Annotated in this window: 21 protein-coding genes; 13 read left to right on the forward strand and 8 right to left on the reverse strand. The window is 54.4% G+C overall.

From position 1 onward, the window contains the following. Nucleotides 1–11: 11 nt before the first annotated feature. Complete coding sequence (hemA, locus tag ACW9KT_RS01410) at nucleotides 12–1,283, reverse strand: glutamyl-tRNA reductase (protein WP_457077578.1); 1,272 nt, start codon at nucleotides 1,281–1,283, stop codon at nucleotides 12–14. Nucleotides 1,284–1,597: 314 nt separating this feature from the next. Between hemA and ACW9KT_RS01415 the strand changes: the two genes are divergently transcribed. Beyond that, nucleotides 1,598–2,782 carry an ATP-binding protein gene (locus ACW9KT_RS01415; protein WP_457077579.1) on the forward strand — a complete coding sequence of 395 codons (1,185 nt, stop codon included), beginning with the start codon at nucleotides 1,598–1,600 and terminating at the stop codon, nucleotides 2,780–2,782. A 22-nt stretch (nucleotides 2,783–2,804) separates the two neighbouring features. Here ACW9KT_RS01415 and ACW9KT_RS01420 read toward each other — a convergent pair whose 3' ends face one another. Continuing rightward, on the reverse strand, nucleotides 2,805–3,923 hold the full coding sequence (locus tag ACW9KT_RS01420; RefSeq protein WP_457077580.1) for a lipocalin family protein: 1,119 nt from the start codon (nucleotides 3,921–3,923) through the stop codon (nucleotides 2,805–2,807). 47 nt (nucleotides 3,924–3,970) lie between these two features. Further along, a complete protein-coding gene (locus ACW9KT_RS01425; RefSeq protein ID WP_457077581.1) occupies nucleotides 3,971–4,738 on the reverse strand; it encodes a carboxypeptidase-like regulatory domain-containing protein in 768 nt (255 codons plus the stop codon). A gap of 221 nt (nucleotides 4,739–4,959) precedes the next feature. On the opposite strand from ACW9KT_RS01425, the gene ACW9KT_RS01430 reads away from it, so the two are divergent. Both ACW9KT_RS01430 and ACW9KT_RS01435 read left to right on the forward strand, forming a co-directional pair. After that, nucleotides 4,960–6,705, forward strand: coding sequence for an amino acid permease (locus ACW9KT_RS01430; RefSeq protein ID WP_457077583.1), 1,746 nt, complete (start codon nucleotides 4,960–4,962; stop codon nucleotides 6,703–6,705). A gap of 140 nt (nucleotides 6,706–6,845) precedes the next feature. After that, nucleotides 6,846–7,823: a lipid A deacylase LpxR family protein gene (locus ACW9KT_RS01435; protein ID WP_457077584.1), complete on the forward strand. Its 978-nt coding sequence runs from the start codon at nucleotides 6,846–6,848 to the stop codon at nucleotides 7,821–7,823. Nucleotides 7,824–8,078: 255 nt separating this feature from the next. Here the strand turns inward: ACW9KT_RS01435 and ACW9KT_RS01440 are convergent, their stop codons facing one another. Then, complete coding sequence (locus ACW9KT_RS01440) at nucleotides 8,079–9,020, reverse strand: DMT family transporter (protein ID WP_457077585.1); 942 nt, start codon at nucleotides 9,018–9,020, stop codon at nucleotides 8,079–8,081. A 192-nt stretch (nucleotides 9,021–9,212) separates the two neighbouring features. Between ACW9KT_RS01440 and ACW9KT_RS01445 the strand changes: the two genes are divergently transcribed. Then, nucleotides 9,213–9,620 (forward strand): ester cyclase, encoded by a 408-nt coding sequence (locus tag ACW9KT_RS01445; RefSeq protein ID WP_457077586.1) that lies wholly within the window; start codon nucleotides 9,213–9,215, stop codon nucleotides 9,618–9,620. On the opposite strand, the gene dusB is transcribed toward ACW9KT_RS01445, so the two are convergent. Next, on the reverse strand, nucleotides 9,617–10,606 hold the full coding sequence (gene dusB, locus ACW9KT_RS01450) for a tRNA dihydrouridine synthase DusB (protein WP_457077587.1): 990 nt from the start codon (nucleotides 10,604–10,606) through the stop codon (nucleotides 9,617–9,619). The genes ACW9KT_RS01445 and dusB overlap by 4 nt on opposite strands. 69 nt (nucleotides 10,607–10,675) lie before the next feature. Here dusB and ACW9KT_RS01455 point away from each other — a divergent pair, with 69 nt between their 5' ends. The 4 genes from ACW9KT_RS01455 (at nucleotide 10,676) to ACW9KT_RS01470 (ending at nucleotide 15,217) form a co-directional block, all read left to right on the forward strand. Next, the gene (locus ACW9KT_RS01455; RefSeq protein ID WP_457077588.1) at nucleotides 10,676–11,728 is read left to right on the forward strand and encodes a CPBP family intramembrane glutamic endopeptidase; all 1,053 of its coding nucleotides are present in this window, start codon (nucleotides 10,676–10,678) and stop codon (nucleotides 11,726–11,728) included. A gap of 35 nt (nucleotides 11,729–11,763) precedes the next feature. Continuing rightward, complete coding sequence (locus tag ACW9KT_RS01460) at nucleotides 11,764–12,735, forward strand: phosphatidate cytidylyltransferase (protein ID WP_457077589.1); 972 nt, start codon at nucleotides 11,764–11,766, stop codon at nucleotides 12,733–12,735. 242 nt (nucleotides 12,736–12,977) lie between these two features. After that, nucleotides 12,978–14,264 (forward strand): Glu/Leu/Phe/Val family dehydrogenase, encoded by a 1,287-nt coding sequence (locus ACW9KT_RS01465; protein WP_457077590.1) that lies wholly within the window; start codon nucleotides 12,978–12,980, stop codon nucleotides 14,262–14,264. A gap of 272 nt (nucleotides 14,265–14,536) precedes the next feature. Beyond that, nucleotides 14,537–15,217, forward strand: a complete 681-nt coding sequence (locus tag ACW9KT_RS01470; RefSeq protein ID WP_457077591.1) for a phosphatidylserine decarboxylase family protein — start codon at nucleotides 14,537–14,539, stop codon at nucleotides 15,215–15,217. A 73-nt stretch (nucleotides 15,218–15,290) separates the two neighbouring features. On the opposite strand, the gene ACW9KT_RS01475 is transcribed toward ACW9KT_RS01470, so the two are convergent. The 3 genes from ACW9KT_RS01475 to ribD form a co-directional block, all read right to left on the reverse strand. Continuing rightward, complete coding sequence (locus ACW9KT_RS01475; RefSeq protein ID WP_457077592.1) at nucleotides 15,291–15,821, reverse strand: dihydrofolate reductase family protein; 531 nt, start codon at nucleotides 15,819–15,821, stop codon at nucleotides 15,291–15,293. 91 nt (nucleotides 15,822–15,912) lie between these two features. After that, entirely contained in the window at nucleotides 15,913–16,398 is a 486-nt protein-coding gene (locus ACW9KT_RS01480; protein ID WP_457077593.1) for a GAF domain-containing protein, read from the reverse strand. 76 nt (nucleotides 16,399–16,474) lie between these two features. Then, a complete protein-coding gene (gene ribD, locus ACW9KT_RS01485; protein ID WP_457077594.1) occupies nucleotides 16,475–17,515 on the reverse strand; it encodes a bifunctional diaminohydroxyphosphoribosylaminopyrimidine deaminase/5-amino-6-(5-phosphoribosylamino)uracil reductase RibD in 1,041 nt (346 codons plus the stop codon). A gap of 52 nt (nucleotides 17,516–17,567) precedes the next feature. On the opposite strand from ribD, the gene prmC reads away from it, so the two are divergent. From prmC to galE, 5 genes are all read left to right on the forward strand, one after another. After that, on the forward strand, nucleotides 17,568–18,428 hold the full coding sequence (prmC, locus tag ACW9KT_RS01490; RefSeq protein ID WP_457077596.1) for a peptide chain release factor N(5)-glutamine methyltransferase: 861 nt from the start codon (nucleotides 17,568–17,570) through the stop codon (nucleotides 18,426–18,428). 128 nt (nucleotides 18,429–18,556) lie between these two features. After that, nucleotides 18,557–19,489 (forward strand): ketopantoate reductase family protein, encoded by a 933-nt coding sequence (locus ACW9KT_RS01495; protein ID WP_457077597.1) that lies wholly within the window; start codon nucleotides 18,557–18,559, stop codon nucleotides 19,487–19,489. A gap of 144 nt (nucleotides 19,490–19,633) precedes the next feature. Continuing rightward, nucleotides 19,634–20,227, forward strand: a complete 594-nt coding sequence (locus tag ACW9KT_RS01500) for an acyltransferase (RefSeq protein WP_457077599.1) — start codon at nucleotides 19,634–19,636, stop codon at nucleotides 20,225–20,227. Nucleotides 20,228–20,262: 35 nt separating this feature from the next. Then, nucleotides 20,263–21,558 carry a nucleotide sugar dehydrogenase gene (locus ACW9KT_RS01505; protein ID WP_457077600.1) on the forward strand — a complete coding sequence of 432 codons (1,296 nt, stop codon included), beginning with the start codon at nucleotides 20,263–20,265 and terminating at the stop codon, nucleotides 21,556–21,558. Between the two features lie 86 nt (nucleotides 21,559–21,644). After that, nucleotides 21,645–22,676, forward strand: a complete 1,032-nt coding sequence (gene galE / locus ACW9KT_RS01510) for a UDP-glucose 4-epimerase GalE (RefSeq protein WP_457077601.1) — start codon at nucleotides 21,645–21,647, stop codon at nucleotides 22,674–22,676. Nucleotide 22,677 lies beyond the last annotated feature (1 nt).

Raw genomic sequence — 22,677 nt, forward strand, 5'->3', positions numbered from 1 at the left:
AATGCCTAAGCTTAAACCGTAGTAGGCTGGTTTTCTAAGTCAAACAACTCCGTCAAGATGTCAATAACTTGCTCGGCTTCGCCGCGCTTGCAGGCTGCCTTCAGCTGCAGTACCGGCTGTTTCAGAAACTTCTGCATCAAGGAGCGGGTGATTTCGTCCATGCGCTTAGCTTCGTCGGGAGCCATTTTCTTCTGGTAGCGGTCCATTTCTTCCTGCCGAATCTGCTCTAAGGCATTCTTCAGCTTCTGAATAGTGGGCGACACCAGCATTTCCTTGGTCCAGTCAGAGAGGCTGGTAATGCTTTCGGCAATGATGGCGCGCACTTGAGGCACCGCCGCCAAACGCTTCTCTAGAGCCGCGCCGGCTTTGCTATGAATAGCATCGATGTTGTAAACCAACACGCCCGGCACGTTCTCTACTTCGGCCTCCACGCTACGGGGTACCGACAGGTCGATAAAGAACTTGTAGCTCAACACATCGAGGCGGGCTACCATATCGGTGGTGAAAAAGGGCGACTCGCGGTTGACAGATGAAATAACCACATCGGCGTCTTTCAAGCCCGCTACGAGATCTTCAAAGTCGAGCACCTGCAAACCACACTCCGCGGCCAAAGCTTCGGCCTTGCTGCGCGTACGGTTGCAGATGGTAACGTTGGTGAATAGGTTGCTGTCGCCGAGGTGGCGGCACACATCAGCTCCGATCTCGCCTAAGCCTACCACCAGAATATGCGGGTTGGCAACGTCGGCGGTGAGTTCTTCGACCAGCTCAAGCGTGGCATACGACGTAGAAGCGGCTCCGTCGCGGAAGCTGGTTTCTTGCTGTACGCGCTTGTTGGTGAAGAAAATAGTGTGCATCAGGCGGTGCAAAAACGGCCCGGCGGCGTCCGCATCGGCGGTCCACTGGTAGGCGTTCTTTACCTGGTTGCTGATCTGTAAGTCACCTACTACCTGTGCATCGAGGCCCATAGCTACCTCAAAGAGGTGCAGCACAGCGGCGTCGTAGGTGTCGAGCACATCGAAGTACGAGGCGTAGGCGTGGCTCTCGGGCAAGCCCTTGAGTTGGCCCAGAGCCGTGATAATGGCAGCGCTTTGGTCTTGGTCGGCGGCGTAATAAACCTCCGTCCGGTTGCAGGTGCTGAGCACGAGCAGGTCGCTAAGACCCAGGTCGTGGTGAAGTGAGTGCAGGAAGCGGCGGCAAGCAGCCTCGTCTAAAGCAATAAGCTCCCGAATTTCGAGGGGGGCTTTTTTGAAAGAGAGACTAACGGCCTTGAATGGGTGGAGCATAGCTGGTGCTAGTGCGAGAATCTGGGGGGCAAAAATACGGTGCAAATCGCTAGTCTGAAAACAGCAGCTAGCCAAGGGTGGTTCGAGAATACGAAAAGTATCCTGCCAAAAGGCTTATACTACCCCTGGGGGGCTTTTTCTTGGAAATATAAACTTGCAAAAAACGTTTGGTAGCTTGTCCTGAAGCCCAACCGTGGAACCCCACAGCACAAATTGGCGTCTGCAACGGGCGCAGGCACGTATCTTCGTCACCATGCGCTCATCGCCCTCCGAGCATCCCGTGGGGGGCATTTTGCCTTACAGCTTTTCCGCCTTTGCTACCGATTTACGACCAGAAGTCCCGTATTAAGCTCGTGGTGCTGGCGGGTGCCCTGCTAATTGCCGCAGCTACAGTTATCTATACCAACATCCTGGTAGGCCGCTTATCCGAGCGGGAGCAGCAGCAGATCGACTTGTACGCCAAGGCCCAGCGCTACATTATCAGCACGGAGGAAGAAACCAACCTCGTGTTTGTGCAGGAGCAGATCATCGACGCCAACACAACTATTCCTATCATCTTCACCGATGATAAGGGCAACATTCAGGGCACCAAGAACATCGACATACCCAAGGGAATGTCGGAGGAGGCGGTTATTCGGTTTTTGCGTGACCGGATTGAGAAGATGAAGTCCCAGCACCCGCCCATTGTGGTGGAGTACGCGGCGGGGTTGCGCAATTACATTTATTACCAAGACTCGGTGCTGCTCACACAGTTGCGCTACTATCCGCTGGTGCAGTTGGCTATTATTGCCTGCTTGGGTGTGATTGCCTACTTCGCATTCAGCTACTCGCGCCGGGCCGAGCAAAACCGCGTGTGGGTGGGCCTAGCCAAAGAAACGGCCCACCAACTAGGTACGCCGCTGAGCAGCCTGATGGCTTGGCACACGTACCTAAAAGAATCGGAGCGGTTTCGGGATGAGCCTATTGTGGACGAGCTGGGCAAAGACGTACGTCGCCTCGAAATCATCACGGAGCGTTTTTCTAACATCGGCTCGGTGCCCGTGCTCAAGGATGAGAACATCCTGCAAGTAACCCAGAACGCAATTGCCTACCTGCAAAGCCGGGTTTCGAAGAAGGTGGTAATTAATATAGAAACCAGCCTGCCTACGCACACTCCCGCCAAGCTCAACATTCCGCTCTTCGACTGGGTAATTGAGAATATCTGCAAAAACGCCATCGATGCCATGGACGGCCGCGGCAGCATCACCATTCACCTGCGCCGCCCCGTGCGCAACAAGTCCCAGATTGCCATCGACATCACCGATACGGGCAAAGGCATTCCCAAAAGCAAGCTAGATCGGGTTTTCCTGCCCGGCTATACCACCAAAAAGAGAGGCTGGGGTCTAGGCCTAGCGCTGGCTAAGCGTATTATTGAAAACTACCACGAGGGGCGGCTCTTCGTGAAGTGGTCGGAAGTGGGCAAAGGCACTACGTTCCGAATTATCCTGAATGGAGAATAGCTAGCAGTGAGAAGGCTTCTGCTTAACGCGTAACTGCGTTCGTGGCCGTGCTGCTGGCCGGAGCTCCCCGCTGTAGCTTTACCTCTTTGCGGTTGGTGATTTCTACATAGCTGTTGCCGGTCACCGGCTTGCCATAGTGGGTACCTGTCACGTGACACATACCTTCCCAATAGCTCATTTTGATGCCCGGCAGCAGCTTTAGGGTCAACTCTTGGTCAGGAATAACGGGCTCAATAGTAAGATCATAGCCTTGGCTTGGCACGCGCAGGCGCCATTTGCTGGGGTAGCGCAGCTTAGAGCTGGGGCTAGTCCAGTAGTCGAGCGTTTCGAGCTGGAAGTCTTCGGCCGCGAGGTGGCTGTTTTGGGCCTGGGGACCAAAATGTGAACCTCCGCTCACGCTCTGCCCGGTGGCTTTGTTGAACAGCTGGTACGCCATAATTTCTTCTCGCGGCTCGTCGAGCTGCACGGAAAACCAATCCCAACCTAGGTCTTTAGTAGTCACAGAGTTGCAGTTCCACTGGCGGTCATACCACAGTTCGCCTTCTACTTCCCGTAGCTTGCCATCGACCTCAATGGTGCCGGTAGCAGCAAGGCGAGGGTAGCTATAATACCCTGCTTGGGCTACGGGACCATATTTCTCGTAGCCGGTGCCACCGTGCAGCAAAATAGGCTTGGCGGGCGTCGTGGTCAGATTCACGGCGGTACCGGAGTGGCTGGCCATGCGGGCTTCTAAATGATAATTGCCTTCCTGACCGGTGAGCGTCCAGCGCTGGTCCTTTTTCTGCATTTTTAGGCTCAAGGGCAACGTAGCCGGCAGCAGCTTGGGCAGCCGCTCTACCTTATAGTCGTAGCGGAACTGCTTGGTCTGCGGATCGGTGAGGGCAAAGTTGACCATCTGGTAGTCCTGCTTGCCCGTGGGGTTGAAATGGAAGAACACGTATTCCACCCCATAGCTTTGGCCGGTGGCTTTATCTTTTAGATGGCCCGTAAAGTACCACCACTCCAATGAGTTGCGCAGGTGAGGCGCTTCTTCCTGAGGCAGCTGAGCGCGCTCATTAAAGACATCATGCTTATTGGTCGGCTTAAATGAGCAAGCGGTAGCAAAGAATAGCAAAAGGGCGAGCAGCAATAAATTTCTCATACCCCCAGAGAATGACTTTGAGGGGCAAAAGGTTTGCTCAAACTAAGTTAAGGCTGCCGAAATATGCGGGTAGCACGTTGCCACAGGCCGCGTGGGCTATACCAGGGCGCCACATTATAGCCGCCAACTATCACGACTTCACCCGACAGCATCCTACTCTCGGGTGCTAACGCCACTCGAAGTGTATCTAACTCCGATGAATCGAAAGTCCGCCGCTGGCTAATATAGCCTATGGCACTGAACTCTAACTCGACGGAATCAGCCTTATCAAATCCACTCGGAAGCTCAAGTTTAAATTCGCCCTCTGCATTTGTGCTGACGCCAGTGGTAGTACCAGCTATTATTACTGTAACACCTGGCAGCGGCTCTCGTGGCGCGGAGTCCTCCACAATGCCCCGCACTCCTCTGAGGGGCAAATTCAAAGCTAGCGGTTCTACGCGGCGCGGCACCGCTACTATTCCCAGCGTAATCAGGCGTTGCTCCGTGGGAGTGGTGCGTTGGGCTTGAGCGGAGGTAGGCATCGCAACATGGAGTCCCACTGCGGCCGCAGTAGCCGCCACCCACTTCTGCCACCGCGGCGCGGGCGCAGGCGGCACCAATAGCGGCCTATTCAGCTGTTGGGTCGCGAACCGGCCGCAAGTCTGCCCTGCCTGCTGACGCTGTAGCCAATTGACCACCTCCGTATCGGTCATGCGCGTAAAATCCACCACTACCTTGTCGCAGGCGGCGCAGTGGCGGCCTTGGGCGGCGGGTGACATCTGAGCCCAGTTTTCGTGGCAAGGCTCCGGAATGGTGATGCTGGGGCGGTGTGGCATAGCAGCTAGCAGTTGACGTTTCTATGCTGATGCTAAGCCGAATAGAATTCCACACGGAGCCGTGGATATTCTTGAGCAAAAAGCAGGAAAGTCGAAGCGTTCGGTCGTCAGCTTTGGAAGCTCAGCGGCGCCTAATGCAAATAGCCTATGCCGAGTTATGCAGCCCCGCCGCATTATTCTTTATCTTTTGCCCCCCAAACACTCTGCCCTTCACCCTCCGAATGAGTTCTTTCTCCTCCCTCTTCCGTCGTAAAGACATTTCCGCCATCCTGCAAAACCCGCCCGTCGATACGGCTGCTCACCCGGGCAGCACGGAAGAAGGTGCTCTGGAACGTAACCTGACGGTGCGCGACCTGACGGCCCTGGGTATTGCGGCCGTCATTGGGGCTGGTATTTTCAGCACTATTGGTAATGCCAGCCACGACGGTGGCCCAGCCGTGTCGCTTCTGTTCATCTTTACGGCTATTGCCTGTGCGTTTTCGGCCTTATGCTACGCGCAGTTTGCGGCTACCATTCCCATTAGTGGCTCGGCCTACACCTACGCCTACGCCTCTTTTGGGGAGCTGACGGCCTGGATTATCGGCTGGGCTCTAATTATGGAATACACCGTAGGCAACATTGTCGTCGCTATTTCCTGGTCCGATTACTTTACGGGGCTGCTGCAAGGCGTGGGGCTGGAAATTCCGGCCTACCTGACCATGGGTTTTCAGAGCGCTTATGAAGGCTACCACCGGGTGTTAGAACTAATGCTGGCCGGCCGGCCGCTGACCGAAGCCTCACCCGCTGACCTGGCTAGCTATCAAACCTGGCTCGCCGCCCCCGAAATCACGGATTCGCTGCGCTTAGTGGTCGATTTGCCTGCTTTCGGCATCACCTTCCTTATTACCTGCCTAGTGTACGTGGGGATTAAAGAATCCAAGAATGCCTCCAATCTGCTGGTGCTGCTGAAGCTTATTGTGGTGGCAGTGGTGATTCTGGTGGGCATTTTTTACGTCAACACCGGCAACTGGACGCCCTTTGCGCCCAATGGCGTGAGCGGCGTGCTCAAGGGCGTGTCGGCGGTCTTCTTCGCCTACATCGGTTTCGACGCTATTAGTACCACGGCCGAAGAGTGCAAGAATCCTCAGCGCGACTTGCCTCGCGCCATGATTTACGCCCTCATTATCTGCACTATTCTCTACGTCATTGTTACGCTGGTACTTACGGGCATGGTATCCTACACGGAGCTAGGTGTGGGCGACCCGCTAGCTTTCGTATTCACCAAAGTTGGTTTGCCGCAGTTGGCGGGACTGGTGGCGGTAAGTGCCATTTTTGCCATGGCTTCAGTGCTGCTCGTGTTCCAAATCGGGCAGCCGCGCATTTGGATGTCGATGTCGCGCGACGGTCTGTTGCCGCCCGTGTTTGCCCGCGTGCATCCACGCTTCCGCACGCCTTCGTTCAGCACTATCGTAACAGGCCTGTTTGTGGGCGTTCCGGCGTTGTTGCTCAATATGGATCTGGTTATCGACCTAACCAGCATCGGCACCTTGTTCGCTTTCGCGTTAGTGTGCGGCGGCATTTTGGTAATTGATCCGCATGGCACGTCCGAGGCCCGCTTCAAGGTGCCTTACCTCAATGGCCGGTTCTTGGTGCCGCTGGTTGTGCTTGTGGGGGGCATTTTATTGTTCACTTACAATGCCGAGCAGGTAACTGAGTTTGGTCGGGCCGTGCGCGGCGACGGTGGCTACGAAGGCTTCCGGCATACCATCCCGATGCTGGTATTTTTGGGCTTCTGCGTGTACTTGAGCATTACGTCTTTCCGGAATCGGCTGTCGTTGCTGCCAGTGCTGGGCTTGCTTACCAATTTGTATTTAATGACGCAGCTCGGCGTGAATAACTGGCTGCTATTCTTTGCCTGGCTGGTAATGGGCCTGGGTGTGTATTTCGGCTATAGCTACAAGCACAGTAAGTTGAGTCTGAGAAGCTAACATAATCCTTTCGGGCTTGACCAAAGCTTGAAATACCGTACAAGTTTTCACGCCACCGGACCCAAAAATAAGCTGCTACTAGCTTCACTTACTGCGCATTCCCAAACTGCTTGTGCCATGCATTGCGTAGGTAGCAGCCTATGCGCTACTGGCTAAGCTTATTACTGATTCTCACGCTCGTTGGGACTAGCCGCGCCCAACAAACACCCCCTAATAGCGGTAGCGTCAGCCCCGACCGAATTATCGCCTACAGCTTCGCCAACGATGCCTTTTTCCGCACCGATTATTACTTCACCCAGGGCATGACCCTGGATGTAGTATTGCCGCAGTTAGCGAAGTCTCCGGTGAATAAAGTGCTGCTGGGGGGCAAAATGGCCGCTGTGCACTACCACGGCGTCAAGCTGGTCTACGATGGGTTCACGCCCCTGCGTATTCAGGATGATTTCATCCGCGTCGGCGACCGGCCGTACGCCTCATATATCTACGCCTCCCTGTACCGCATTGTCAACGAAGCCGGTCAACACCAACGTTTTACTGCGGGCCTGGATATAGGCTTTATTGGGCCGATAGCCGGCGCAAAAGGGTTTCAAACAAAAGTGCACGAACTGCTAGACGCACCTAGGCCGCGGGGTTGGGACTATCAAATCCGCAATGACTTAGTGCTTGGGTACCAAGTAGCAGTCGAAAAACAAGTACTGGGGGGCAAATTTGCGGAGCTGATTGGTACGGCACGAGCTTCAGCTGGCACCTTGCATACGCTAGCCGCTACGGCTCTCATGCTGCGCGTAGGCAAGATGAACCCATATTTTACTAATCTAGGCGTGACTTCTGCCGCGAGTCGTAGGGGGTTACAGAAGCTCCAGGTATACGCCCAAAGCCGGCTAGAAGGGCGGTTGGTAGGGTACAATGCTACGCTGCAAGGAGGAATATTCAACCAGCAAAGCCCCTATATACTTCGAGCGAGCGAGATAAGCCGGACGGTCGCGCAGGGGAGTGGGGGCTTGGTGCTGGCCTACGGTGGCGTGCAGTTTGAGCCTTCGGCTACGTGGGTATCGCCGGAGTTTCGTGGTGGGCGAGTACACCGTTGGTTTCAGCTCAATTTGCGAGTGGCATTCTGATGTAGGCGGCCGGTAAATCCGGCGCGTGTAGCTCCTCCGTATGCTCTAGTATGCCAAAAGCAATGCGAAAAAAGCGACATAAACCACTACGATGGCGAAGCGTTCGCACGAACTGGCCTTGGTTGTTGGCGCTGGCGGCCTTCAGCGTTTTAGGCTTTCTGGTGTGGCACCACGGTTGGTAGCTCCATCGTGCATCACTCTCGTTTCTAGGCCACTGGAGCTTAGTCTATGAAACACGCTGCCAACACTTCCGCTTTAGCGAGCTCGGTTAACTATAAAAACGCCCCCCAGAATGATGACCATACCCAGGCAGTGCAGCAGATTGATCGTTTCGCCATCCAACACGCCCCACCCCAAGGCCACGATGGGCACCAGATAGGTATTGGAACTGGCAAAAAGCGCTGTTGATTCCCGGATAAGCTTGTTAAACAGCACCATGGCCACGGCCGTGCTCATAAAAGCCAGCAGCGCAATGTAGCCCAGGGCCGTCCAGGCGCCGGGCTGGGTAGTGAGCTTGAGGAAAAAATCGGTGAAGCCGAAGAGAAAAATAATAGCGGGCCCCCCGATCAGCAACAGGAGCAGACTAGTGACGGCCAGGGAAGACATGCCGTGCAAGTGGTGCTTAATCACATTCACACTGACGCCGTAACCCATCGTGGCCAGCACGATGTATAGTCCGTACCAGGCATTGCCCAGGCCGGTAGGCGTAGATGAGCCACCGCTACCGCCTAAACCAATAAGCACTACTGTGCCCACAAAGCCCAGTCCTATTCCCAATGCTCGTAACGGCGTGATGCGCTGCCGAAAGAATAAGGCGCCCACCAGTAGCGTAAACACCACTGTTAGGGCATTAAGCACGCCCGCCAGTCCCGAGGCTAGCTTGGTTTCAGCGTAGGCAAATAAGAAGGCCGGAATAAACGTGCCCACTACACCACTCAGCAGCAGGTACCGAAACCGGCTACGCTCCACGCGCCGCACGTGCCGCAGCCCAAACGGCAGCAACACTAGCGCCGCTATACTCACCCGCGCCGCGCCTAGCTCCAGGGCCGAAAAAACCTCCAATCCCTTCTTCATCAGAATAAATGAAGTACCCCAAATGCAAGCCAGAATCATCAGCAACACCCAGGCCGAAGCCGGAATACGTTGGACGGGCGCGATGGTAGTAGCAACTGGTGCAGCGGGAGGAGCGGTAGGCATGATGGGTACAGAAATCGAATTAAGCACTAGAAGAGAAGGGGCCGCAAGCGCTGTCAGCAGCACTACAGCCTTACATAATGTGACAAGTAAAATCAGTAGCTGATTGGCTAGTTAGCGAGCCATTCTGTAGAATTGCAGCTGATGTTATCTCTTTGTCGGGATGCTCTGAGACTCATATTCTCCCGTAGCAATATGGAACCATTAGAAGTCAATAAACAAGTTGTACTAGCATATGTGGAAGCCTTCAATAAAGGCGATATGCTTGACCTACGCACTATCTTTTCCGCCGATGCGCTAGTATATGGAGTGCTTGGCTGGGGTAAGATGGAGCAGGTAATACCCGTGTGGCAAGAGCTTCATGCAGCCTTTAACATTCAGCTAGAAGTAGAATCCATATTAGCGGAAGGCGACGAAGTAGCAGTGCGCTATACTGAACGGGGCCAGTCAGTAGGTTCGTTTCGTGGAAGCCCAGTGACGGGCAAGGCGTACGAGATTGTCGCGATGGAACACTTCGTGGTACACGACGGCAAAATTCAACGCCGCTGGGGCGCCCGCGATTCGGCGGCTCAGTTTCGGCAGATGGGCCTGCCGTTAGGCTAGCCTACCATCACAGGCTCAGCGGCAGCAATTTCTTCTAGAATCTCTAGAATAAGTTCCGGCTGCTCGGCATCGACGAGACGGCTGCGCCACAGCTTGGCGCCTTCTAGACCGCGGAAGTATTGAGCGTAGTGGCGGCGCATCTCAAAGACGCCCACGCGCGGGCCTTTCCACTCAATGCTTTTTTCAAAGTGCATGCGGCACATGGCCACACGCTCCTCTACGGTGGGCGGAGCCAGCTTTTCGCCAGTAGCTAGGTAGTGCTTCACTTCGCGGAAAATCCAGGGATAGCCAATGCTGGCCCGGCCTATCATAATGCCATCCACGCCGTAGCGGTCCTTGTATAGCGCCGCTTTTTCGGGCGAGTCAATGTCGCCGTTGCCGAAGATAGGAATGCGAATGCGTGGGTTGTTTTTAATGCGATGGATCAAAGTCCAGTCTGCCTCGCCCTTATAGAGCTGGGCGCGGGTACGGCCATGCACGGTAAGCGCCTCGATGCCAATATCCTGTAGGCGCTCGGCTACTTCTTCTACGTTTTTAGTGTCGTCGTCCCAGCCTAGGCGGGTTTTTACCGTCACGGGCAAATGGGTGTTGCGGACCACGGCCGAGGTCATTTCCACCATTTTCGGAATGTCGCGCAGCAGGGCCGCGCCAGCACCCCGGCAAGCCACCTGCTTTACCGGGCAGCCGTAGTTGATGTCGATAAGGTCGGGGCCAGCGGCGGTGCTGATGGCGGCACACTCACCCATAGTGGCCACATCAGAACCAAAAAGCTGAATGCCAATAGGCCGTTCGTAGTCAAATACGTCGAGTTTTTTCCGGCTTTTGGCCGCGTCACGAATTAGACCTTCCGAAGAAATAAACTCAGTGTACATCAAATCAGCCCCATTGGCCTTGCATACGGCCCGAAATGGCGGGTCGGATACGTCCTCCATAGGAGCCAAAAGCAACGGAAAATCGGGTAGAGCTAAGTCGCGGATGTGTACCACAGGCGGGCGGTTAGAGGAATTTGCGCAAATTTACGACACTTCCAAGTTTCTCGTAACCACTCGCCTGCTATGAAAGGTTTCGTGTCCAGCCGCTTGCACCCGTTGCTGACCCTGCTCTTGCTCGTTGGGCTGATGGTAGGCGCGCTGTGCGTAGCCACTTTTTTCATCGCCATTCTGGCAAGTAGCCTATATGGTATTGGGCTGATGGAAATGGGCAGCATTACGCGCCGCCCCGATTCGCACCCCGACGGCTGGGCGTTGCTCATGCTCAGCCAGGGCGTCACGTTGTTTGTTGGCTTTGCCGGCTCGGCTTTGGCTCTGGCCAAGCTGCAGGGCTACCGCTGGGCCGATTATTTTGCCCCCCGCCGCCCCTCACGCTTTGAGTGGATCTTGCTCGCCAGCTTGCTCGTTGTTGTGAGCCTGCCCGCTATGTCGAGCCTGGTGCAATGGAATGCAGGAATAAAATTTCCGGCTTTTATGCAGGGTTTCGAGACTTGGGCCCGACAGCTAGAGGAGCAAGCGCAAGCCATTACCAAGTCGCTGACGCAGTTCACTTCCCTTACGCGTTTGCTGGTCGCTTTGCTGGTGGTAGCGGTTGTGCCGGCTATCAGTGAAGAACTAGTGTTCCGGGGCGTGGTGCAGCGCAACCTGGTGCAGTGGACGGGCAATCACCACGTAGGTATTTGGCTGGCAGCGGCGATTTTCAGCGCCATTCACTTCCAGTTTTTTGGCTTTATTCCACGCTTGGCGCTGGGGGTAGTTTTTGGGTATCTGTATGCCTGGAGCGGCAATATTATAGTGCCTATGGCGGCGCACTTCACCCAAAATGCTTTCCAACTCATTCTGCTATACCTAGTGCAGCGGCGAACCCTCAACACCACCTTTGATCCCGACTCCACTGAGAGCATGCCCTGGTTTTTGGTACTGCTGTCGGTGCTGCTGACGGCCGGTCTGCTGTATCATTTATATCAAAAAATGGCCCCCACCGCTGAGCCTACCGAGGCGCACACCATCGGTAGCACCGGCATTGCCGTGCGTACCGCTGATGCCCCCATTCCGGCTGAGAGCCATACCCTTAGCGGGAAGGGAATAGAAGTGGACCGCAACCGGCCAACGACTTAAGCCTGCCTTTCACTTTATTATAAAACGCGCCTATTTTGCCCCCCACGCCCGCCCCAGCCGAATCTACTTTGACCGACCAGCCACCGGGCAAAAAACCGATGTCTAACCTAACCCAGCGCGTCATCTTCGGGGCACTGGGAGCAGTGCTCTTGTTTGGCTGTATCTGGTACAGCGCGTGGAGTTTCGCCGTGTTTTTTGCCCTGGTTCAGGCCAAGATGCTGCTGGAGTTTTACCGGATGATGCGCCAGTCGGGCTACGCGCCGGTGGCCGGGATGGGCGTGGGCGTGAGTGTGTTGCTGTTTCTCGGTGTGCACTTGCTGGCCGGCTCCGGCCACTACGATACTAACGGTAACTCGGCTATACAGATTTATAACGCCGATACCGTGGCGGGCAGTCCGGCGTCCTTTTACTCCTTCGGCTTTCTTATTCAGCGCGCCTTGCTCAGCAGCCTAGTGCTCGTTCCGGTGCTGCTGATTTTGCGGGAGATGCTGATCTGGCCACGCTCCAAGAATCCCTTTGGCAATATTGGCGTGAATATGCTTGGCCTGTTCTACGTGAGTATTCCCATGAGTTTGCTCAATATGCTGGCTTTCACGGAGAACGGCTACGACTACCGCCGCATTATGGCTTTGCTTTTTCTAGTTTGGGCCGCTGATATAGGAGGTTATGCCGCCGGCAAAACTATGGGCAAGCACAAATTGGCCCCCAACATCTCACCCGGCAAAACGTGGGAAGGTTGGGTGGGCGGCACCCTGCTCACCCTTGGCATGGGCTGGGCATTGGGCTTTATGTTGCCTGAACTGCCGCTCGCACACCGCTTGGGCGCAGCTGCTGTGGTTGCCGTGTTCGGCGTATTAGGCGATTTGGCCGAGTCCATGCTCAAGCGTAGTGTGGGCGTGAAAGATTCGGGCCGAATTTTGCCTGGGCATGGTGGCTTACTGGACCGCTTCGATGCGCTGCTGCTCGTGCTGCCCGTGCTGGTACTGCTACAGCTACTAGTAGAGTAAGCTGTACAGTTACCTCGTTCGTTCCAACTTCTGCATGTATCGGTGCCCAATAAATGGAACATACAGGCGTTGGATGGCGCAATGAAAATGCCCCCACACCCTATTCACTCCATTTGGCGTATGCGCAAACCTGCTACCTTTGACCACCCCAAAAAGCAGGGCGCGTTCGTGGCTCCACCCAGTCTGGTCGCGCTTTTTTAATCCATAAAATCCCACTCCCACCCTTCACTTTTCTTACCCGTATGGCTGTTACCACAGTGTACAAAGAGCCGGCCCCGATTGTGGACCGCGAGAACCCGCTTGAATCCATGATGTCGCGTTTCAATATCGCGGCGGAGATTCTGGGGTTGGATGAATCAACCTATAATGTGCTGAAAGCGCCTGATAAGCAGGTAATCGTCAACATCCCCGTGACCATGGATAACGGTCAGATTCGGGTGTTTGAAGGCTACCGCGTGGTGCACAACACTATCCTGGGTCCGTCGAAAGGCGGTATTCGCTACGATATGCACGTGCACCTCGACGAGGTGAAAGCGCTTGCGGCCTGGATGACCTGGAAGTGCGCTGTGGTCGATATTCCCTACGGCGGCGCTAAAGGTGGTATCATCTGCGACCCAACCAAGATGAGCGCTGGCGAAATTGAGCGTATGACCCGCGGCTATACGCTGGCATTGAAAGACGTATTCGGCCCCGACCGCGACATTCCGGCTCCTGACATGGGTACTGGCCCGCGCGAAATGGCTTGGCTTATGGACGAATTCTCGAAGACTACGGGCGCAACCTCGCCTGCCGTCGTGACGGGTAAGCCCTTAGTAATGGGTGGCTCCTTGGGCCGCGTAGAAGCCACAGGTCGCGGCGTAATGGTTTCGGCTATTGCGGCCATGAAGAAATTGGGCATGGACCCAACTAAGTCATCGGCAGCTGTGCAGGGCTTTGGCAATGTGGGCTCCTGGGCGGCCAAGCTGCTCTGCGAGAAAGGTGTGAAGATCAAAGGCGTATCTGATATCAGCGGCGCTTATTGGAACGAGGACGGTATCAACATCGATGAGGCCATCGCCTACAAGAACGCCCATAATGGTCGTCTGGAAGGTTACTCGGGCGCCACTTCCATGGACCCCGACGACCTGCTAACCAGCGCGGTAGACGTGCTGGTGCCTGCTGCCGTAGAGGATGTAATCACGGAGCACAATGCTGAACAGATTCAAGCCAAGCTTATCGTAGAAGGCGCCAACGGCCCTACTTCGGCCAGTGCCGACGACATCATCAACCGCAAGGGTATTATGGTAGTGCCTGATATTCTGGCCAACTCTGGCGGCGTTACGGTTTCGTACTTCGAGTGGGTACAAAACCGCCTGGGCTACAAGTGGAGCGAAGGCATGGTAATCGAGCGCGCTGCCCGTATCATGAATGATGCCTTTGAGAAGGTGTATGCTACCAGCCAGAAGTATAAGGTGCCAATGCGCATCGCGGCTTACATTGTAGCCATTGACAAAGTAGCCCAGACCTACAAGTTCCGCGGCGGCTACTAAGCGCGAGTGAGTACACGCAGCTTAAGTTTTATTGATCAGTCGATCAATAATCTAATTCATGCGTATGCAAACTGGGTAGTTATAAAAACCTTCGCAGCAGATAGCCCGGACCATTTGGCCCGGGCTATCTTTGTCAGGCTTTTGTACATTCGTGGCCAAGCTCGGCAACTTTACTACCCAGCTTGATTGTTTAACGTAGGTTGACGCCTGTAGCTGCGCAATTTATTCTGTGTTGGCGTTACGCTTAGTTTAGCGCAGCTAATCTGCGATTTATGAAGATTCACAAAGAAGGACGACGTATACTATTCTTCACGCTGCTGGCGCTGCTGGCCGTTAACCTACTGTTGTTCCGGTTTAATAGTCGTAACGAGACGTTCAACATCATTTTCGTGGTGGCATCAGCCGTAGCGTTTCTGCTGCTGCTACAGTTCTTCCGCAGTCCCTATCGTAATCTGCTCACCCACGAAGACTTGCTTATTGCCCCGGCCGACGGCAAAGTAGTTGTGATTGAGGACGTGCACGAGCCGGAATTCTTCGACGACACGCGCAAGCAGATCAGCATCTTCATGTCGCCTATCAATGTGCATATCACTCGAAATCCTATTTCGGGCGTTGTGCGCTATTTTAAATATCACCCCGGCAACTATTTGGTGGCCTGGCACCCTAAGAGCAGCACCAAAAACGAGCGTACCACCGTGGTAGTTCAGTCTGAAGCTGGCCCGATGGTGCTCTTCCGCCAGATTGCCGGCGCTATGGCCCGCCGCATTGTGTGGTACGTGAGCGAAGGCGACGAAGTAAGCCAGGGCGAAGAGTTCGGCTTTATCAAGTTCGGCTCCCGCGTCGATGTGTACGTGCCCTTGGATACGGAGCTGAAAGTAAAGCTTGGTGATAAAGTGAAAGGTGGCGAAACCGTAATTGCTCAGCTCAAAACCGAAACGCCAAGCCTTTTCTAAATCAAGATTTTGTAAAATAGCTATAGAAAAGCCCCCCAGATTATTTCTGGGGGGCTTTTTATGCGATAAACATCTACTCAACGCCAGCTACTTGATAATGCAGTAATGCCATGCCATCGGGCCAAGCTTGGCTACGCAGCAGTTGTAGCGGTTGGGCGTGGCCCTGGCGCCAGAGGGGAATACCGGCGCCGATTAGCAGCGGCACCACAAATAGCATGAGCTCATCGACCAGCCCGGCGGCAAACAATGGAGCGGCCAGTAAACTACCGCCAATCAGCCAGATGGTGCCGCCTTCTTCCTGCTTCAACTGTCTGACAAAGTGTGCCGAATCTTCGGTCACGAAGCGAACAGATGGATGTGCTGCCTCGGCTGGAGGCTGATGAGTGAAAACGTAGTTAGTAAGTTCTGGATACGACCATTCGCCGAAGGTGAGCACCTGGTCGTAAGTGGTGCGGCCGAGCAACGTAGTGTCTACCGTGGCCAGAAATTCGGCATACCCGTAATCTTCATCTCCTGACACCGGCGGTAGCCAATCTACGGAGCCTGTAGTGTCAGCAATGTACCCGTCGAGGCTGGTGGCAATATAGATAACAACTTTGCGCATACTATTGGAGTGAAAGGGTGAGCCTTCAAGGCAATGGTTCCACAAGTTTAGGTACGCTCTAGGGAAGCTAAATAGCGAATAGCCAACGCGCTTATAAAAACCACTTGCCCATGAGCTGCGCCAGTTGCTCTAGCGCCTGCTGGTCGTCCTGGTCGAAGTCGTTGAGCTGGTCGCTGTCCACATCCAGCACCATTACTACCTGGCCATCTTTCAGCACCGGCACCACAATTTCCGATTTGGACTCGCTGCTGCAAGCAATATGACCGGGAAACTGCTCCACGTCAGGCACCAGCAAGGTTTGAGCTTGGGCCCAGCTAGCGCCGCACACGCCTTTGCCGTGCCGAATACGCGTGCAGGCAATAGGTCCCTGAAAAGGCCCGAGCACCAATTCATCACTTTTTACCAGATAAGCGCCCACCCAAAAAAAGCCGAAGGTCTGCTTCAAAGCGCCCATGGTGTTGGCCAAATTAGCAATCAGGTCGGGCTCGCCAGCAGTCAGCGCCTCTATTTGAGGAAGCAGTTGCTGGTACTTTTCGGCTTTGGTAAGGGTAAGGTCGAGAATGAGTTCTTCAGCCATGAGAAAGATATAAAGTCAGTAAGTAGCTTCTAGCGCAAAGTCGTTGTTGCGCCTTTCGCGTGTTGTCCAAGTAAAATTACGTGCGGTTATGATGATACACGAACAGCGTATCGTCGCCCAGAGTTACCTGCTCGTGCAAATGCCGAATGCCCAGCTGCGGCGCGGCAATGCCAACCCCCAGCTTTTTGGGGCTGCGCAACAGGCGCGCTTCATCCCACAGGCCATCTTTCAACAAAGAAGTCAGCACCGTGGGGCCACCCTCTACTAGTACCGACTGAATCTGGCGCTCATATAAGTTAGCCAGAATACAAGGAAACAAATCTTCCGCCTCGGGCAGCTTGATATATTCAATGTTGGGCCGGGCGGCTCGCTCGCGGTAGGTATACACCAAGGTAGACTGCTGACCATTAAGCAAATGGTGGCTGGGGGGCAAACTCAGGTTTTTGTCGATGACTACGCGCACTGGATTTTGGCCGGGCCATTCGCGCACGTTCAGATTGGGGTTATCGTGCAGGGCCGTGCGGGTGCCTACCAAGATAGCCTGCTCTTCAGCCCGCCACTGATGCACTACGACCCGGGCCAGTTCCCCACTAATCTGGACAGGCTGGTAATACCGACCAGCCAGCAAACCGTCGGCAGTTTCGGCCCATTTCAAGACTACGTAAGGGCGACGCTTTTCCTGAAAAGTAAAAAAGCGCCGATTCAGCCACCGGCCTTCCGCTTCCAGTACGCCCGTTTCCACGCGCACGCCAGCGGCCTGTAGCTTGTCGATGCCGCGCCCGGATACCAGCGGATTTGGGTCGAGGTTGCAGATGACCACGTCGCGCACGCCACTCTTAATCAGCAGGTCGGCGCAGGGCGGGGTTTTGCCAAAGTGGGCGCACGGCTCCAGCGTTACGTACACGCGGCTTTCGGGCAGCAGGCGTTTGTCGGTGACGGCCGCTAAGGCGTTTACCTCGGCGTGGGGGCCGCCGTAGCGCTCGTGCCAGCCTTCGCCGATGATGCGGCCGTTGTGCGTCACCACACAGCCAACCACCGGATTGGGTCGCGCATAGCCTAAGCCCAGCCGGGCCAGATCGAGGGCGCGGCGCATTATCAGTTCGTCAAAATCACGCATACGGGGTGGGAGGAACGTAGCTTTATAGCCGAAGGTACAAACCGCGTCCCGTATGACCATCCTGGAGCTAACCCGCCGCCTCACCACCAATTTGGGGGGCATTTATCCTGAGCCCGAAGCCGCTGCCATGGCCGGGCAGGTACTAGAGCATTATCTGGAGCTAAGTCCTTTAAAGCGCCGCACGCAAGCCGCCGACCAGGTCCCGCTCGAGAAAGAGGCGTTGATTGAAGCTGCCCAGGCCCGTCTCCTGCGCCATGAGCCGCTGCAATACGTACTCGGCACCGCCCATTTTGCTGGCTTAGAGCTGGAAGTAACGCCCGCCACGCTCATTCCCCGCCCCGAAACGGAGGAGCTGGTGGCGCTTATTATTAAGGAACATAAAAACGCCCCGCAGCTCAGCATTCTGGATATAGGTACTGGCTCGGGCTGCATTCCTATTGCTCTCAGCCATGCAATGCCCTCCGCGCGGGTTATTGGAGTAGATAGTTCGGCGGAAGCATTATCCATAGCTAAGCGAAACGCTGCCCGCTACGCGCCCTCGGTAGAGTTTCAGCAGGTGGACATTCTGCACGCCGCCCCAGTAGAAATTGCCCCCCACAGCCTAGCAATTCTAGTGAGCAACCCGCCTTACGTACTGGAAAGTGAGCGGGCCCAGATGCGCGCTAATGTGCTGGAATACGAGCCGGCCACAGCCTTGTTTGTGCCTGATAATGACCCGCTGCTGTTCTACCGGCGCATCGCGGAGCTGGGGCGAGAACTGTTGCGGCCAGGGGGCAATTTGTACTTCGAAATAAATGAGCAGTACGCAGCAGCGGTACTGCACTTGCTCTGTGAGTTAGGCTACGCTGGGGGGCAAATTCGCCAGGATATGTTTAGCAAAGACCGCATGGTAAGCGCAACTTGGGCAGACTAGAGTATATACTTTCTGCGCAGCAGAGGCTGCTAGCTTTGCCGGTATTAACTCGCCTTATATTACTGGTTGTCACCTTATCACGCAGTGATGATCTCTCGTTCTATTTCTCACTCATATACATGTAAACAATGGAACTTGCTATCGTAGGGTTGGGCGGGGTAGGAGGCTATTTTGGGTTTAAAATAGCTCAAAAATACGCCGCTACTACCACGGCCACTATCACCTTTGTCGCTCGCGGCGAGACTTATGAGCGAGTAAAAGAAAACGGGTTGATGCTGCTCTCGCCCGAGCACCCTGCTAACGTCGCTCACCCCACGAAGCTGGTAGAAACGGTGGCAGAATTGGAAAACATCGATGTGCTACTCCTCTGCGTTAAGGAGTATGACCTAGAATCGGTTTGCAAGCAGCTAAAGTCGAAAGTTCAGGACAACGTCGTTATCCTGCCTTTGATGAATGGGGTTGATATTTATGAGCGGATCAAAAGCATCATTCCTACAGTCATTGTTCTGCCGGCCTGTGTGTATGTGGCCTCCCACATCAAAGAGAAGGGTATAGTAGAACACAAGGGCAACCCCGGTAAAATTATTGTTGGCAAGGATCCTCAGCGTCCCGAATATTCTCCGGAGTCTTTGGTTGACCTCCTGGCTAATGCCACCATAGCAATTGAATATCAGGAGGACGCGTTTCCGGCTATCTGGACCAAATTTATCTTCATTGCCAGCTTTGGCTTGGTCAGTGCCCGGTATAATAAATCGATTGGGCAGGTAGAGGAAGAGCCGCTGTTGCATGAGCGGGCGCACCTTATTATGCAGGAAATACAAGCCATTGCCCGTAAAAAAGGCATGGCCCTGCCTGCCGACATCATCGAACAAACCTTCCAAAAGGCCAGGTCTTTCCCCTATCACACGCCTACTTCCTTGCAGTTGGATGTGCAATCGGGCAAGCCAAAGACTGAGCTGGAATTGTTTGCCGGCGCACTGCTTGCGTATGGCAAAGCGCTCGATGTTCCCGTGGAGGAAACGCGTAAGATTTATTGCGAAATAAAAGAATTGCAGACCTAAGGACTGAGTTCTCAGCTGCAATGTCGTAGTTGCTTTGGGTGTTACGAACAGATTAAGAACCGTCTGAGCAGATTTCTCAAACTTAAAAAGTTCTACCTTTGCGGGCTCAAAATCGGCGGCCTGCCGAGCTAGTTACTTGCTTTCGTGACCGATACGCTTGCCTATTTTGCCCATTCCAGCGCCGTGCTCGACGACGGCTGCCGCATCGGCGCCGGCTGTCGCATCTGGCACTTCGCTCACCTGATGGCGGGCTGCGAGTTGGGCGAGAATTGTAGCATTGGGCAAAACGTAATGATAGCCGATGGCGTACGCCTGGGCCGCAACGTGAAAGTGCAAAACAACGTGAGCCTATACACCGGCGTAGAGTGCGCCGACGACGTATTTCTGGGTCCCTCGGTGGTATTCACCAATGTGCGCAACCCGCGCAGCGCCGTACCGCGCCGCCACGAGTACCAGCCTACAGTGCTGGAGCGCGGGGTGAGTGTGGGGGCCAATTCTACCATAATCTGCGGAGTCCGCTTGGGTGAGTATGCCTTCGTAGGCGCCGGCTCCGTCGTAACCCGCGACGTAGCGCCCTATGCCTTGGTATACGGCAACCCTGCCCGGTCCCGGGGTTGGATGAGTCGGGCGGGCCATCGGCTTACCTTTGATGCCGCTCGGCGCGCCACTTGCCCCGAAAGCGGCGAGCTGTACGAATTAACTCCTGATAATCAGGTGCTACCTGTTATTTCAACTTAGAATTCATAAGTCTACATTCAGATTTTTCTCTTCCTGTGTACGAGCAATTACTTCAGAAAAAAGCCAAGCTAGCCGTTATCGGTCTCGGGTATGTGGGCTTGCCTATCGCCCTCGAGTTTGCCCGCAAACTTAGCGTTATTGGTTTTGACATAAACGCCGCCCGCGTCGATTTGATGCGCAACGGCATTGACCCCAGCGGCGAGCTAGAAGCCAAAGACTTCGAGGGGTGCGACATTACTTTCACCGATTCTTTGGAAGTACTGCGCGAGGCTACCTTTTACATTGTGGCGGTACCTACGCCCATTGACGAGCACGCCATGCCCGATCTGAAGCCCCTACTGGGCGCTTCTACCAGCGTGGGTAAAGTCTTGAAAAAGGGTGATTACGTGGTGTTTGAAAGCACTGTGTATCCTGGTTGCACCGAGGAAGACTGCATTCCAGTGATGGAAAAGCTTTCGGGCTTGTCATTTCCGCAGGATTTTAAGGTCGGGTATTCACCCGAACGCATCAATCCCGGTGACAAGGAGCACACACTAACCAGCATTATCAAAGTAGTAGCCGGCTGCGATGACGAGTCGCTGGATATTATTGCCAAACTCTATGAGTTGGTTGTAAAAGCTGGTGTGCATCGGGCCAGCAGCATCAAAGTAGCGGAGGCCGCCAAAATCATCGAGAACACCCAGCGCGACGTCAACATTGCGCTCATGAATGAGCTGTCGTTGATTTTTGACCGCATGAATATCAACACCTACGAGGTGTTGGAAGCGGCTGGTACCAAGTGGAATTTCCTCAAGTTCTCGCCGGGCCTGGTGGGTGGTCACTGCATTGGCGTGGATCCTTATTACTTGACCTACAAGGCCAAAGAACTGGGTTTCGACGCTAAGGTTATCCTTTCAGGGCGAAGCACCAATGATAATATGGGCGCCTACATTGCCCGCAAAACCGTGCAAATGATCATCAAGCAGGGTAAGGACGTAGCCAAGAGCCGGGTGCTGGTAATGGGCGCTACATTTAAGGAAAACGTGGAAGACATCCGCAATTCTAAGGTGGCCGACGTGATTCAGGAGTTGAAAAACTTCTCCGTGAACGTGGACATCGTAGACCCCCACGCCGACTCCGACGAGCTTCACCACGAGTACGGTTTTCGCCTTACTTCTGCCGAGGAGACCCGCACCGATTATGACGCTGTGATTGTAGCCGTGAGCCACAAGCCCTACATAGACAAAGACGAAGCTTTTTTTCAGGCCATAACCTCCGACAACGCCGTGCTGGTGGATATTAAAGGTTTATACCGCGGCAAAATGCGGGACATGCATTATTGGAGTTTATAAAACGAATGTTTTAATGGCTTGAGGTTAAATGCTAGCTTGCCAACAATCAACCATTTAACCTCAAGCCATTACCTTATTTAACGAAGATGGAAAGAACGAAAATACTTGTGACGGGGGGCGCGGGCTATATTGGTTCGCATACAGTGGTAGAGCTATATCAAGCTGGATATCAGCCTATTATAGTAGATAACTTTAGTAATTCCACCGAGTCCGTGATGCGCGGCATCGAGGAAATCCTGGGTGTTTCGGTTCCCTGCTACGCTATTGATTGTGCCGATGAGGTGGCTCTGCGGGAGGTATTCTCGCACGAGAAAGACCTGCGGGCAGCTATTCACTTTGCTGCCTTCAAGGCTGTGGGCGAGTCGGTGCAGAAGCCGCTAGCGTATTATCACAACAACGTGGGTTCGCTGTTGGCGCTGCTGAAAGTGATGCAGGAATTTGAAATACCTAATCTGGTGTTTTCTTCTTCTTGCACCGTGTATGGTATTCCCGATAAGTTGCCCGTGACGGAGGAAACGCCCACCAAACCAGCTACTTCGCCCTACGGTAACACCAAGAAAGTCTGCGAAGATATTCTGCGCGATGTGGCCGCTGCGCCTAACGCTACCTTACGCACTATTCTGCTGCGCTACTTCAATCCGATTGGGGCCCATCCTTCAGCTCTCATTGGCGAGCTGCCGCTGGGTGTACCCAATAACCTAGTACCTTTTGTAACGCAAACGGCCGCTGGTATCCGGGAGAAGCTGACCATTTTCGGCAACACCTACGACACGCCCGACGGCACCAATGTTCGCGATTATATCCACGTAGTAGACTTGGCCAAGGCCCATATCACGTCGGTAGAGCGGTTGCTGCAAGGGGAAAGCGACAATGTCGAAACATTTAATGTAGGCACCGGCCACGGCAACAGCGTGCTGGAGGTAGTGCAGGCATTTGAAAAGGCTAGCGGACAGAAGCTTAACTACGTTATCGGCCCTATTCGTCCTGGTGATGTGCCCGCCATTTACGCCGATGCAACTAAGGCTAAGGAGGTATTAGGGTTCGAAACTACTACTAGTTTAGAAGACAGCTTAGCCAGCTCTTGGAAATGGCAACAAAGATTAATGGCAAATAGCTAAA

The organism is Hymenobacter sp. HD11105, from assembly GCF_054051685.1.